This window comes from Vibrio fluminensis, from assembly GCF_015278125.1.
GTDB classification, from domain to species: Bacteria; Pseudomonadota; Gammaproteobacteria; order Enterobacterales; family Vibrionaceae; genus Vibrio; species Vibrio fluminensis.
Map to the genome: position 1 here is coordinate 157,368 of NZ_JADILO010000006.1, position 13,847 is coordinate 171,214.

The 13,847-nt window shown below is 45.8% G+C and carries 14 protein-coding genes and 1 pseudogene; 4 read left to right on the forward strand and 11 right to left on the reverse strand.

The annotated features are described in order from the left end of the window. Positions 1-38 precede the first annotated feature (38 nt). From serS to IRQ95_RS06960, 4 genes are all read right to left on the reverse strand, one after another. Positions 39-1,349 carry a serine--tRNA ligase gene (serS, locus tag IRQ95_RS06945; RefSeq protein ID WP_194436258.1) on the reverse strand — a complete coding sequence of 437 codons (1,311 nt, stop codon included), beginning with the start codon at positions 1,347-1,349 and terminating at the stop codon, positions 39-41. Between the two features lie 90 nt (positions 1,350-1,439). Continuing rightward, the gene (locus IRQ95_RS06950; RefSeq protein ID WP_194436259.1) at positions 1,440-2,789 is read right to left on the reverse strand and encodes an AAA family ATPase; all 1,350 of its coding nucleotides are present in this window, start codon (positions 2,787-2,789) and stop codon (positions 1,440-1,442) included. 3 nt (positions 2,790-2,792) lie between these two features. Beyond that, positions 2,793-3,389: an outer membrane lipoprotein periplasmic chaperone LolA gene (gene lolA, locus IRQ95_RS06955; protein ID WP_194436260.1), complete on the reverse strand. Its 597-nt coding sequence runs from the start codon at positions 3,387-3,389 to the stop codon at positions 2,793-2,795. A gap of 88 nt (positions 3,390-3,477) precedes the next feature. Continuing rightward, positions 3,478-4,092, reverse strand: a complete 615-nt coding sequence (locus IRQ95_RS06960; protein ID WP_194436261.1) for an SEC-C metal-binding domain-containing protein — start codon at positions 4,090-4,092, stop codon at positions 3,478-3,480. A gap of 254 nt (positions 4,093-4,346) precedes the next feature. Between IRQ95_RS06960 and IRQ95_RS06965 the strand changes: the two genes are divergently transcribed. Both IRQ95_RS06965 and dusC read left to right on the forward strand, forming a co-directional pair. Beyond that, a complete protein-coding gene (locus IRQ95_RS06965; RefSeq protein WP_194436262.1) occupies positions 4,347-4,880 on the forward strand; it encodes a type II secretion system protein in 534 nt (177 codons plus the stop codon). 62 nt (positions 4,881-4,942) lie between these two features. Beyond that, positions 4,943-5,896, forward strand: coding sequence for a tRNA dihydrouridine(16) synthase DusC (gene dusC, locus IRQ95_RS06970; protein WP_194436263.1), 954 nt, complete (start codon positions 4,943-4,945; stop codon positions 5,894-5,896). Between the two features lie 55 nt (positions 5,897-5,951). Here the strand turns inward: dusC and IRQ95_RS06975 are convergent, their stop codons facing one another. From IRQ95_RS06975 to cysB, 6 genes are all read right to left on the reverse strand, one after another. After that, the gene (locus IRQ95_RS06975; RefSeq protein ID WP_194436264.1) at positions 5,952-6,263 is read right to left on the reverse strand and encodes a DUF6506 family protein; all 312 of its coding nucleotides are present in this window, start codon (positions 6,261-6,263) and stop codon (positions 5,952-5,954) included. Between the two features lie 83 nt (positions 6,264-6,346). After that, positions 6,347-7,141 (reverse strand): ABC transporter ATP-binding protein, encoded by a 795-nt coding sequence (locus IRQ95_RS06980; protein WP_194436265.1) that lies wholly within the window; start codon positions 7,139-7,141, stop codon positions 6,347-6,349. Next, positions 7,138-8,085, reverse strand: a complete 948-nt coding sequence (locus IRQ95_RS06985) for an ABC transporter permease (RefSeq protein ID WP_194436266.1) — start codon at positions 8,083-8,085, stop codon at positions 7,138-7,140. Before IRQ95_RS06985 ends, IRQ95_RS06980 begins: the two co-directional genes overlap by 4 nt. 64 nt (positions 8,086-8,149) lie before the next feature. Beyond that, positions 8,150-9,118: an ABC transporter substrate-binding protein gene (locus IRQ95_RS06990; RefSeq protein ID WP_194436267.1), complete on the reverse strand. Its 969-nt coding sequence runs from the start codon at positions 9,116-9,118 to the stop codon at positions 8,150-8,152. 330 nt (positions 9,119-9,448) lie between these two features. Further along, on the reverse strand, positions 9,449-10,645 hold the full coding sequence (locus IRQ95_RS06995) for a methyltransferase (RefSeq protein WP_194436268.1): 1,197 nt from the start codon (positions 10,643-10,645) through the stop codon (positions 9,449-9,451). Between the two features lie 71 nt (positions 10,646-10,716). Continuing rightward, positions 10,717-11,691 (reverse strand): HTH-type transcriptional regulator CysB, encoded by a 975-nt coding sequence (cysB, locus tag IRQ95_RS07000; RefSeq protein WP_194436269.1) that lies wholly within the window; start codon positions 11,689-11,691, stop codon positions 10,717-10,719. Between the two features lie 391 nt (positions 11,692-12,082). Between cysB and IRQ95_RS07005 the strand changes: the two genes are divergently transcribed. Further along, on the forward strand, positions 12,083-12,847 hold the full coding sequence (locus tag IRQ95_RS07005; protein ID WP_194436270.1) for a DNA repair protein: 765 nt from the start codon (positions 12,083-12,085) through the stop codon (positions 12,845-12,847). Between the two features lie 63 nt (positions 12,848-12,910). Next, positions 12,911-13,681 (forward strand): tRNA isopentenyl-2-thiomethyl-A-37 hydroxylase MiaE, encoded by a 771-nt coding sequence (gene miaE / locus IRQ95_RS07010; protein ID WP_194436271.1) that lies wholly within the window; start codon positions 12,911-12,913, stop codon positions 13,679-13,681. 70 nt (positions 13,682-13,751) lie between these two features. Here miaE and IRQ95_RS22385 read toward each other — a convergent pair. Further along, positions 13,752-13,847: pseudogene (locus tag IRQ95_RS22385) on the reverse strand (group II intron maturase-specific domain-containing protein); the annotation flags it as partial.

A 13,847-nucleotide genomic window follows, 5' to 3' on the forward strand; every position in this document is an offset into this window, starting at 1 on the left:
CGGCTCGCAAGCCGGTTTTCAAATTCATTTGTCGCTGATTAGCCGCCGATGTACTCAGCACCCGCCATGTACTTCTGAAGTACTGTTGGGATACGGATACGACCGTCAGCTTCTTGATTGTTCTCAAGAATAGCAACCATAGTACGACCAACTGCTAGACCAGAACCGTTTAGCGTGTGTACAAGTTCAGGTTTCTTCTCGCCTTTACGACGGAAACGAGCTTGCATACGACGTGCTTGGAAGTCCCACATGTTTGAACATGAAGAGATTTCACGGTAAGTCTCTTGAGCTGGAACCCACACTTCTAAATCGTAAGTTTTGTGTGAACCGAAGCCCATGTCTCCAGTACATAGCACTACTTTACGGTAAGGAAGCTCTAGAAGTTGTAGAACTTTCTCAGCGTGACCCGTTAGCTCTTCAAGCGCAGCCATTGAGTCTTCTGGTTTAGTGATTTGTACTAGTTCAACTTTGTCGAACTGGTGCATACGGATCAGACCACGAGTATCACGACCGTAAGAACCTGCTTCTGAACGGAAACATGGAGTGTGCGCCGTCATCTTCAATGGCAGATCTGCCTCTTCAGAGATAGTGTCACGTACTAGGTTGGTTACTGGTACTTCCGCTGTTGGGATCAGTGATAGTTTACGAGGTTCTTCGTCGTTCACTTTCTCAACTAGTGGCTCAGTGTGGAATAGGTCTTTACCAAATTTTGGTAGCTGACCTGTACCAAACAAGCTGTCTGCGTTCACTAGGTAAGGCACGTACATTTCAGTGTAGCCATGCTCTTCTGTGTGAAGATCTAGCATAAACTGAGCGATAGCACGGTGTAGACGGGCAAATTGACCTTTCATTACGATGAAACGTGCGCCAGTGATTTTAACTGCGCTAGCAAAATCAAGACCGTCACCCATTTCGCCTAGATCAACGTGATCTTTTAGCTCGAAGTCGTATGACTTAGGCTCACCCCAACGAGAAATCTCTACGTTGTCGTTTTCGTCTTTACCGTCTGGCACTTCGTCCGCAGGGATGTTTGGTAGAGATAGCGTGATTTCATCAAGCTTCGCCATTACTGCTTCTAGTTCTACTTTTTTAGCATCTAGATCGCTACCAAGCGTACCAATTTGCTTCTTAATCTCTTCAGCACCCTCTTTATCACCAGCCGCCATTTTTTGGCCAATTTCTTTGGAGATCGAGTTACGCGTGGATTGTAAATTTTCAACTTCTACTTGAATGGACTTGCGTTGTTCTTCAAGTGTACGGATTGTCTCTACGTCTAGCTTAAAGCCACGACGCGCTAGTTTAGCAGCTGTTTCATCCAGCTCTGTACGAAGTAATTTAGAATCCAGCATTGTTAATCCTATGCTTTGAGTTGTGAAATCGCGTGCTCGCATCATGCGTGCACACTAAATAATTAACCGAACAAATGTATCCAAAATTCACTACTTTTCATAGCGCTTTTGTGGGCTATTTGCGTCTAAATTAGCCAAGTAATCTAACTTTTCACCAATTTTAACTTCTAGCCCGCGATTAGACGGTTGATAGTAACGGGTTGCTAACATTTCTGGCGGTAGATATTGCTCACCAGCAGCATACGCACCAGGTTCATCATGAGCGTAACGATAGCCTTCACCATACCCCAAATCTTTCATTAAGTTGGTCGGTGCATTGCGCAGATGATGAGGCACTTCATATTCGGGTAAGTTATGCGCATCCGTCAGTGCTTGCTTCCAAGCGGTATAGACAGCATTACTTTTGGGCGCGCAAGCAAGATAAACAATAGCTTGGGCAATCGCTCGCTCCCCTTCTGCAGGCCCTACGCGTGTAAAACAATCCCATGCCGATAATGCCACCTGCATCGCTCGCGGATCAGCATTGCCGACATCTTCCGATGCAATGGCCAGCAAGCGACGTGCGATATAAAGCGGATCACAACCCGCGGCAATCATGCGCGCCGCCCAATAAAGCGCGGCATCCGGATTGGAACCTCGGATCGATTTGTGCACCGCGGAAATTAGGTCATACCAAATGTCGCCTTTGTTATCAAAGCGCGAGACCTTCTCGCCGGCGACTTCCGCTAACAATTGCAAAGTGATTTGCTTTTCACCCTGCGCATTGTCTTCTGCCATATCGTAAAGCAGTTCAAGGTAGTTAAGTGACATGCGCGCGTCGCCATTCACTAACTCAGCTAAACGATCGAGCACATTGTCGACAAACTGAGCGGCAACATTACCCAAACCACGCTCTTTATCATTGATCGCTTGTTGCAATGCTTGTTGGATATCTGCGGTTGCTAAAGAGGTTAGCTTGTACACGCGAGCGCGTGACAACAGTGCATTATTAAGCTCAAAAGACGGGTTTTCTGTCGTCGCACCAATAAAGGTGACCGTACCATCTTCAATGTGTGGCAAAAACGCATCCTGCTGAGATTTATTAAAGCGATGCACCTCATCGACAAACAAAATCGTGCGTCGACCAGCTAACTTATTCTCGCGCGCACGCTCAATCGCTGCACGGATCTCTTTCACCCCAGATGTTACCGCAGACACTCGTTCGACTTCCGCGTTTGCGTAATTCGCCGCCACTTCCGCGAGGGTGGTTTTACCGGTACCCGGCGGCCCCCACAAGATCATCGAGTGAATATGTCCCGCTTCTAACGCACGGCGTAACGGCTTCCCTTCACCGAGAATATGTTGCTGACCAATATATTGGTCTAGCGTTTGTGGGCGCATTCTAGCAGCGAGGGGACGAAAATCTTCGTCCCCTGCAAAATCAAACGAGTAATTACTCACTTGTTAATTCCTTTGGTCATCAACCTCTACACCTTCAGGAATAATAAAGGTGAAGCGATTAGCCTTTGGTTTACTTAAATCAATATTAGAGAAGGTAAAGGCACTTGTTTGACCATCTTGTTCAATCACACTAAAGCCTTTCACCGCACCTTTATCGTTGATCTCTAATTTAAACTGACCTTGATTGCTATCAACCGCTGTTGGCGTCAAGGTAAAGATGTCACCTTGCTGCACCACATTGTAGTTATCCCAATCGCTAGCACGGTTGCGAGTCAGCAAAACAAATGGCGTTTGCTCTGTCGCTTGCTCCTGCCAGTAAATACTTACTTGCTCAATAAACGGGCTGTAGTACCACAAGGTTTTGCCATCTGAAACCAGCACATTCTCATCCGGTAGTGTAGTCGTCCAGCGGAACAGACTCGGGCGAGCGATCTCGACCTCACCTTGGCCTTCCATTACCACATCACCTTCTGGGCTAGTGACACGTTGTGCAAAATCGGCACTGAAGCCTTCTGTTTGCTGCAAACGCTCGCTCAGTTCTTGTTGAGGAGAAGCCCAAACTGAAAAACTCGCCAAAAGTAGTAATAGTGCTTTTTTCATTAATTTTGTTCCTGAATCTGTTCGATGATGACTTTATATCTTGTTATCTAAGAGGTTATGACCGAGCAAAGTCAACTTAGTTGCAGAGCTACTTTCCGCAACACTGTTTAAATTTCTTGCCGCTGCCACAAGTACAAGGGTCATTACGCCCAACTTCTTTATATGGGTTAACACTTTGACCTTTTGCACCAACTAAAGCTTCATCAGCCGCTTGAGCCACTTCATTGATCATCAAATCTAACTGTTCAATAAAATCTGCCAGAGATGGAGGCGTCTCAATGCCCGCTTGCTGCATTTCAGTGCGCGTCTGCTCTTCATCAATAGCCAACATAAACGTCGTCAACATGGCATGCAGCATGCGCAACGTGCCATCACTAATATTGGTCTCTAGCCACTGATTTTCAATCGTTGGCCATAGCGACATGAAGCCTTCTGCAAAATCCGCTAAGTTTTCAGCTTGGTTGTCACCGGCAACTAAATCAAGCAATGAGTATTCATTGCGTTTTAAAAAGCTGTATTGGTGATTAATTTGTCCAACCACTCGCTTATTTAGCTGCTCAGCATTATCACCAAACACTTGCTCTAGCCATTCTTCTGGCTGCAAAGGTTTCGTCGCCATATTAGCAGCGAGGGTAACCCCTTCAATAAACAACTGAGATTCTTGGCATTGTGTGTCAGTTAAAGCAATAAGTTGGTAATTCATGTCGCAATCTATCTAAAAAATTAAGGCACGGATTATACCCCGACAAAGGTTTGGGGTCACTGACAATACCGAGCAATGAATTCGACTCTTATGTTACAGCGCCTGCACCTAGCGAATTTCAGACTAACACTTTGTTAATGAATTCAATATGAATCTGCAAAATTGACACAAATATCACTGTGATGTGCGTCGCAATTGCTGCATAATCAACCAAGAAACATTTACTTACATTTACTTGTTGCTGATTAGATACTATGAAAAACAATAAAAATTTTGGTTTTACTTTAATCGAGCTCGTCGTTGTTATCGTGATCTTAGCGCTATTAGCGATTGTCGCGATGCCAAGGTTTATGAGCTATCAGCGTGACGCGCACGAAGCTCGTGCCGATGCGGCATTTTCAAGTTTTATCAATGCCGTTCAGATGTATCACTCAAAGTGGTTAACTGAAGGAGAGCCCACTGGCGTAGTTGACTACGCGACAGGCAATATCTACCCATCAGTGGCTGGCTACCCATTAACTCTGCGATCAGGGAATAAACCTGACCATCTAGAAGGTGATGACTGCATTGATTTGTGGCGCTCACTGCTCAATACCGATCTAACCGTTGACCGACACGGCACGCAAGTATACGGTCGCGAAGCCAATATCATCACTTGGTACACTGGTGAACAGCAATGCTATTATCATTACACCGATGGATATGAGGTTGGTGAAAAGTTGCCTACCTTGTACTACGACCCAAAAACAGGGCTATTTAACAAGGTCGTTGAAAAACCTTTTTCCTAGCATTCGTGACATTTGTCGCCCATCGCTCTAAAATCACGCCTCCCTAATTGGAGGCGTTTTTTATGCGAGTAGTTTTGGGCCCTATGGAGGGCGTTTTAGATCACCTAATGCGTGAGATCCTTACAGACATCAATGACTACGACTTGTGTGTCACTGAGTTTGTGCGCGTGGTCGATCAACGTTTACCAGAACACGTATTTAAACGTCTTTGCCCTGAGCTCGACCAAGGTTCTCAAACCAAGTCAGGTGTACCTGTACACGTGCAATTGCTTGGTCAAGATCCACACTGGATGGCAGAAAACGCGGTAATGGCAGCTGAGCTGGGCGCGAGAGGCATCGACCTTAACTTTGGTTGCCCGGCAAAACTGGTGAATAAGAGCAAAGGTGGCGCGGCGCTATTGCAACACCCTGAATTAATTCATCGCGTCGTCAAAGCGTGCCGTGATGCAGTCGATGATACGATTCCAGTAACAGCGAAAATTCGCCTTGGCTGGGAAAACCCAGATGACTGTTTTGAAATCGTAAGTGCTATCGAATCAGCAGGTGCCAATGAGCTGACGGTTCACGCTCGCACTAAAGAAGGCGGTTACAAGGCAAGTGAAATCAAATGGGATTACATCAACCAAATTCGCCAACGCAGTTCCATTCCACTCATCGCCAACGGTGAGATTTGGAATTATCAAGATGGTCAGAACTGCATTGCCACGACTGGCGTCGATTCACTGATGGTATGTCGCGGCGCATTCAATGTGCCAAACCTTGGCAATGTGGTGAAACATAATGCTACTGTGATGCCATGGTCAGAAGTCGTTGAATTGATGCTGGTCTACTCTCAGTACGAAATCAAAGGCGACAAAGGGCTCTACTACCCGAACCGCATTAAACAATGGTTCGCCTATTTGCGTAACCAATACCCTGAAGCTGCCGAGTTGTTCCGTGAAATTCGCACCTTCAATAAAGCTGCGCCGATCGTTGAGCATCTGCACCGCTACCGTGATGCATTGCAAGCAGCCTAAAACTTGCGAATAAAGTAATAATAAAAAGCGACGATTGTGAATCAAACGCCGCTTTTTATTGCTTTCTACTCTTAGAAAGTACGCTATCCAGCTTACGTTGTTCGTCTTCATCGAAGCGGACATACCCAATCGGTACATCGGTAGCTAACGCTGCAACAATATACTCAGCACTCTCTTTGCCAAAACCACCGCATAACTCAATCACTTCAATACCATCGGCAATCATTTGATTAGCGACGGCTATTGCATCCTCATCACTAGTGACTCCTACCATATTGGTGGAAAAACCAGTTGTTGCCATATTACTGCTATCAGAAAGATAATCATAACCTTCGGCTTTAACGATAAAGCCGTAACGTTGAAACATCCCCCCCCCTTCTAAACTATGTTCGACAAAAACCGTTTGTGGTGACAAAATCAACCGACAAACGGCGGCATATGTTACGGCAATCAGTTTAGCAGCAGACTGTCATCAGCCAACTCTTCCCCACGCACTTTAGAGAACATCTCTAACAAATCAGGCACGCCCATATTGGTCCGTTGTTCGCCGGCGACATCAAGGACAATCTCACCTTGGTGCAACATCACCGTACGGTCGCCACAAGCTAACGCATCTTTCATTGAGTGAGTGACCATCATCACCGTGAGATTGAACTCTTTCACAATTCGTTTAGTCAGATCGATGATAAAGGCTGCCATTCTAGGGTCGAGCGCGGCTGTATGCTCATCAAGCAGCAGTAACTTACTTTCTGAAAGCGTCGCCATCACCAAACTTACCGCTTGACGTTGTCCGCCAGACAATAAGCCAATGTTGTCACCCAAACGATCTTCTAGACCTAAGCCAAGAATACTGATGCGTTCTTGAAATAACTTACGACGATTAGAGGAAAGTGAATGACTCCAACCACGACGCTTACCACGCATGTAAGCCAATGCCATGTTCTCTTCAATGGTTAAATCACCGCAAGTACCCGCAAGTGGGTCCTGAAACACCCTTGCACATTGCGTTGCTCGCTGGGCGACGGTTTGTTTAGTCACATCTTGTTCGTCAATCAGTACTCGCCCGCCGACCATAGGGGTTTCTCCCGTCACGGCACCTAATAGTGTCGATTTACCGGCACCATTAGAGCCAATCACGGTTAGAAACTGATGCTCTGGCACTTCCAAATGAACACCTTTTAGTGCTCGATTCTCCAAGATCGTACCGGGGTTAAAGGTCACTTGAATATCTTCTAACCGAATCATACCGCTTCTCCTGATCCTTTATTTTGGCTACTACTCTGACGATTTGAGGCGTTTGCCTTAATCGGCTTTTTTGCTCTAAGGTGACTCCTCACTTTTGGCGCAATCAGCGCAAACGCGACCAAGACGGCGGTGACTAAATTCAAGTCTGAGGCTTGCAGACCAAACATTCCGGTACTGAGCGCAAACGCTACTGCGAGACGATACAGCACTGACCCCACGATAACCGCCACGACGGCCACCCAGATCTTACGACCAGGAATCAAGGTTTGACCTAAGATAACCGCTGCAAGGCCAACTACTATGGTCCCTACCCCAGAGGTCACATCGGCAAAACTATTGGTTTGCGCAAATAGCGCTCCAGCAAAGCCAACAAATCCATTGGATAAAGCCAAGCCAAAATAGGTATAGAAGGAAGTACTCGCGCCCTGCGCCGAAACCATGCGCGCATTAACACCTGTGGCACGTAAGCCTAAACCAAAGTCACTGTTAAGTAGGCGCACCACAAACCAAGCGGAAATCAGCACCAATACCCCAACCACTAGCGGACGAATAAATACCGGGTCACCTAAAGTTTCAAAGGGGGTTAGGATGGTTTCTTCGCCAAGCAACGCCATATTGGGGCGCCCCATAATACGAATATTGATAGAAAATGCCGCGATCATGGTGAGAATTGAGGCTAAAAGGTGCAATATTCCACATTTTACTGCAAGAAACGCCGTTACCCAGCCCGTCATTGCGCCAGCAATAATTGCCATGCCAGTGGCGACCCAAGGGTCAATACCTGCAACAATCGCAGTCGCAGCAACCGCAGCACCCATGGGGAAACTCCCATCGACGCTCAAATCAGGAAAATCAAGTACGCGAAACGTTAGGTATACACCCAACGCGACCAAGCCATAAACCAGACCTATCTCAAGCGCACCGAAAAAAGCAAAAGCAGACATACAAACTCCCTTTTCTGCTTAATAACTAGGCCAGCAGATACTGCCCTAGTTAACCGATGACAACTTATTTAACGCTTTTAGTTGCGCGATCCAGTACGGATTGTGGGATTTCAATACCCAGCTTGTTGGCAGCACCAGTGTTTACCACTAAGTCGGAACCTTTAGCCACTTTAACGTCCAATGTGCCCGGCTGCTTGCCTTCAATAATTGCCGCTACATAGTCTGCCGTTTGCACACCTACTTGGTAGTAATCAAAACCTAAGCTTGCGATCGCCCCTTTTTCGACATAAGAAGTGGCACCACCAAGTACCGGAGTCTTCGCTTGGTTGGCAGCAACGATCATGCCCTCAATCGCACTGGCCACTGTGTTATCCGTAGGCGCGTAAATCACATCCGATTTTGCAGCAATCGCTTGAGTGGCCGATTGCACATCAGCACTTTTCAGCGCAGTGGCCTCAACGACTTCTAGACCTTGCTCTTTCGCATGTTGCTTGAGCAAATCAACTAAAGTCACAGCATTGGCTTCACCTGGATTGAACACCACACCAATTGATTTAGCATTAGGTAGGATTTCTTTAATCAGTTCGACGTGCTGTCCCACTGGCGACAGATCCGAAAGACCCGTTACGTTCTTACCAGGCTGATCCAATTGGCTCACTAGCTTGGCGCCAACCGGGTCGGTAACCGCCGTAAATACTACTGGAATATCGCGAGTTGCCGAGACCAATGCTTGCGCTGTCGGTGTCGCGATGCCAACTAAAACGTCCGGTCTTTCACCCACATATTGACGCGCAATTTGAACGGCAATCGCTGGATTGCCTTGCGCAGTCTTATAATCAAACTCGAGATTTTTACCTTGTTCGTACCCTTTCGCCTTTAAGCCATCAACGAGACCTTGACGAGTCGCATCCAATGCTGGGTGTTCGACAATTTGAGAAACAGCCACTTTAGCTGTTTTCGCCATAATGCTGTTGGAAGATAGTAGTGCTACACCTGCAAGAACGGCGGTTGCAATTGCTTTGCCTGCTTTCATCTTAACTCCTTGATTTAAGCAATGATGGGGGGATGTTGTGAGTTGCCTACGCCCTGTGGGCAACGGCTAGTTTTAATTTTTATACGTACACTTTTTGTGCACTTCGTCCATTATTACCAATTCGTAAAACAAATGGGAAGTAGGTTTTAACATCAAAGCAACAAAAGCAGACTTGCAACAGAGAGGGGTGGAAAAGTAATAAACGTAGTTTTGTCATTCAGATGGGGAATTACTCTAAATAGAAGCCGCACTATTGGTGAATAGAACCGAGATTTTGAACGCAGTAAGCGCATCTCACTACGCTTACTGCTAAAGAATTTATCTATCGATTTAGCTGTTCTTTTTTGCCTGCAACAATATATTGCGCGGTGAGACTTCTCGGCTACAAAACTCGCTAACAGCAACATTATAACCATGCTGTTCGAGATAAAGCGCCTTATCGAGAACTAACCATAGCTCAATACCACGCTTAAACAGTTGCTGAATTAAACTGAGCTTTTCCATTCGCCAAAAGCGCGCCTCCCCCTTAGCCAAAAACTCATCAGCATCAAACTCGGGTAATACGAGTGATTTTTGCTTTGCCGCCCAGAGGCAGAACGCAGCAAAACCCTCACCAAGTTGCGACTTCTTAATACTTGGAATTGGCAGGTAATGCTCATAACCCAGCGTTTCGCGCAGCAAGATATCGAAAGCGAGACGATAACTCATCTCCTCAAAACGATGGCGCTTAACTCTCTCACCGCCAGTAACTAACTCTTGCAAAGGAATGCGCAACTCTTGTTTCGTCAGATTTAAAACCGATTGTTTTGCCGCATTCGAGAGGGCTTGATAACGCTCCGCTTGAATGAGATGGTAACAGCAAGGTGATATGCTCATTGCTGGTAAATGATGCTTTACAGCTTTGTTTATCAGGCTGACATGAAGGTCGCCACACGCGTGTAAGGCAACCGCATGTTGATGAGCGTTAAAGACTTGCTCTGATTCAGTGGCAAACGCATCACCTTGCACAAATTTCATTGGCAAACCTTGCTTGTCCGCCTCAATCTGTCCCGCTTCACACAGCGCTTGCTGATACTCAAAACTGGTGACCTTTTGTTGGCTTTGGCTGGCAAGAATTCGCCCAAGAAAACCTTTACCCGAGCACCACTCAAGCCACTCACTACCACTCGCTGCTTGTAAGGCGGACTCGCCCATAGCAATGATTTGCTCAAGCTTGCGTCCCGGTACACCCGAATCAATTCCACGCTCTAACTGCAAACCAGCCAGCGGTACCGTATTTAACTCTTGTTGTTCAAGAAAGGCATTTAGACTTGGAAAAAATGGCTGGCACGCCAATGCGAGTCGATCAAAGTGCTGCTTATACTCTTCAATTTGTTCAGGAGTGAGAGAGTCTAACCACTGACACAATGCAGCCTGTTCTGATAACCAAGGAAGTTGCAACTGCTCGGAAACCAAAAATGGCTCAAAGCGCCAGAATTTCTGGTGTTCAGTCAGGTAGGAATCAATAAATTGAAATGATGTGAGCATACTTCCCTCAGTTTAGCTGCGCGCATAGCGTGCGCCAATTCTAGAAGGAAGTAAGCCATTTGAGTAGTGAATTATCGCACTGGCAAGACGATGTCCTTAAACATCTCTTCAATCTCGGTATTAGATTTTAGCGAGAGTGCTTGTTCCACCACTGGACGGGTCAAATGCGGAGCAAAACGCTCCATAAAGTCGAACATATAAGAGCGTAAAAAAGTACCGCGGCGGAAACCGATACTGGTGGTACTCGCGCCAAAGATATGGCTAGCGTCGATGGCGACCAAATCGTCATCCTGATCTTTATCAATCGCCATACTGGCAATCACACCGACACCCATCCCCATACGTACATAAGTTTTAATCACGTCCGCATCCGTGGCTGTAAAGACGACTCGAGGGGTTAAACCTACCTTATTAAACGCGGTATCTAACTCTGAGTGACCCGTAAAGCCAAATACATAAGTCACCAGCGGATAGCTGGCAAGATCTTCAATAGTAATGCGTGATTTTTGCGCCAAAGCATGATCTTTAGGCACAACAATTGAGCGATTCCAATGATAACAAGGCAACATCACGGCATCTTGGTAAAGGTGCAACGCTTCGGTAGCAATAGCAAAGTTTGCCGTACCTTTCGCAATCGCTTCCGACATTTGACTTGGCGTACCTTGATGCATGTGTAGTGAAACTTTTGGATAACGTGTGGTAAAACCTTTGATGACATCAGGCAAGGCATAACGCGCTTGCGTGTGCGTCGTCGAGATATTTAACGTGCCCATTTCAGGATGGGTATGCTCACCCGCAACAGCTTTTATGCTCTCAACGCGCGCAAGGATCTCTTGCGAGATTCGAATGATATCTTCTCCAGCAGACGTGACTTGAGTGAGGTGTTTACCACTGCGCTCGAAAATCTGGATGCCTAACTCATCTTCCAGCAAGCGAACTTGCTTACTGATACCAGGTTGCGAAGTATACAAACTCTCAGCGGTTGCTGAGACATTTAAATTGTGGTTGACGACTTCAACAATGTACTTCAGTTGTTGTAACTTCATTCTTTGCCTCGTAATCCCTTATCGATATGCTGGTATATGGCTATACCCAAGTAACCTATCACAGTTTCGTGCAGTAAAAAGGTCGCTTGGGTATAAGCACTACTTTAAGCTTAAAGCATCATTACATACTTTATAATATTTAGTTATAACGCCTCTTTGGTTAAATTGGTAGTGAAATTGGTAATTTAGCCGCAACACAAAGCACAATTTGAGTTTACAAATAGAAATTTTGCTAGCGAAAGCTCAGTTTCTAGCCAGAAATCAGCTTTTCAATACAAATCGAACAGCCAACAAGTAATAATGTTGGGATGTTGGAATATTTGGTGCCGTCGCTCTAAAGAATCGTGTATCCTTAAGGGCTTGCCGTCGTCAAACTAAGATAATGGAATTTATGAATATTGGTTTAATCATTGCTCTGGTCGCAATTTTGTTGGTACTCGTTTTGGGTTACAACATGATCCTGCAATACAACGCGAAAGTTGCCACAGCCAAAAAGCAAGAAAGTGCGCGATACATTGCCATTATCGATGCCACTGAAGAGTTGATCGGCCACGCTCATCACATGCCGTACAGCAAGAGTCTTTTGTTGTGCCTAAATAACCGTATTCTGGATGCCGTACAAAATATGTACGAGCTTGATCCTAAAAATAAGCAGCTCGAGCAGCGTGTTGAGCACGTAAAGCAACAAATCGAAACGTTGAAAGAGAACTTTCAAGGTGGAGATAGCGCTGTATTCAAAGCACCAAGTAATGATAAGCAAGCAATCGTAATGCTAAAGCTGGTTAAGCGACTGCGCGACACCATTCGTAACGAACACAATAAAGGCCGTTTTGATACTGAAGCTTACGTTGCAGAAAATGCGCGTCTGGAAACTATTCAATTACGCATCAATATTGAAAACGTTATTAAACGTTCAAACGATGCCATTGTACGCGGTCAACCTGGCACGGCTATTCAACTATTGCGTAAAGGCCTTCAAGTCCTTAGCACCAAAGAAGACCCTTATTCAATTCAGGCGCGAGAGAAACTTCAAGCGATGTTTGATGACCTAGAGAAGCGTCGTCAATCTCAGAGCGCATCAGAACAGCAACAGATTGTCGACAAGCAGCGCGAAGAAGATATGGATGCGCTCTTTGGTGAAAAGAAAAAGTGGTAATATTGTACCAATAACCCTGTTAAAAGGTCGCAGTTGCGACCTTTTTTGTTACCAAGTAAAGTCATGCTAGAACAATACCAACAATTACTCGAACCCATTAATCACTTTCTGCAGTGTCCAACACCAGATGAATGGATTGAAGAAGCGCGCAAACCAGAAAACCTTGCGACTGTTTTAATTGATCACTTACTTTGTGAGCTCAAGGCAGGTCAATCAGCTATGTACCTGATCCGCAAATATGCGGTGGATAAAAACAGCACTCACAATCTGTTGAATTGGTTTAAGCCATATGAAGATTTCGCGTACCGTGACATCGGTTCGCTTGAAACCTTGAAAGGCAAAAGCAACATTTCTAAATCCATTATGGCGAAATCAGGTTCCCCATACAGCCAAGATTTGATTGATAAAATGGTGCTATTAATCAAAGAAGAGCTACATCACTTCTATCAAGTACTCGAAATCATGGATAGTCGCAAAATTGAATACCGCCCTATTCCTGCCAGCCGTTACGCAAAAGGCTTACTGTCAAAAATGGCCACCCATGAGCCGCAAACGCTCATCGATAAGCTGATTATTGGCGCTTATATTGAAGCGCGCTCTTGTGAGCGGTTTGCTAAGCTGGCGCCGTATATGGAAGAAGACATCGCCAAGTTCTATATCTCGCTACTGCGTTCAGAAGCAAGGCATTATCAAGATTACCTCGTATTGGCTGAAGAAATTGCGGGTAAGGATATCTCTGATCGCGTTGCGATGTTCGGCCAAGTAGAAGCAGAACTTATCTCCAGCCCTGATCAGGATTTCAAGTTCCATAGTGGCGTCCCAACGACGGTTTAAGCCACAAAATTAAATGGTTTATAGTAACGAGACCAATCGAGTAGGAGGAGGCCTCACGGCCTCCGTCCTCTCACACCACCGTACAAGCGTGGGTCGCATACGGCGGTTCCGAATATACTTTTAGTGACTCATACCCATTTCGCAACGAGTACAGACCCAACTCCTC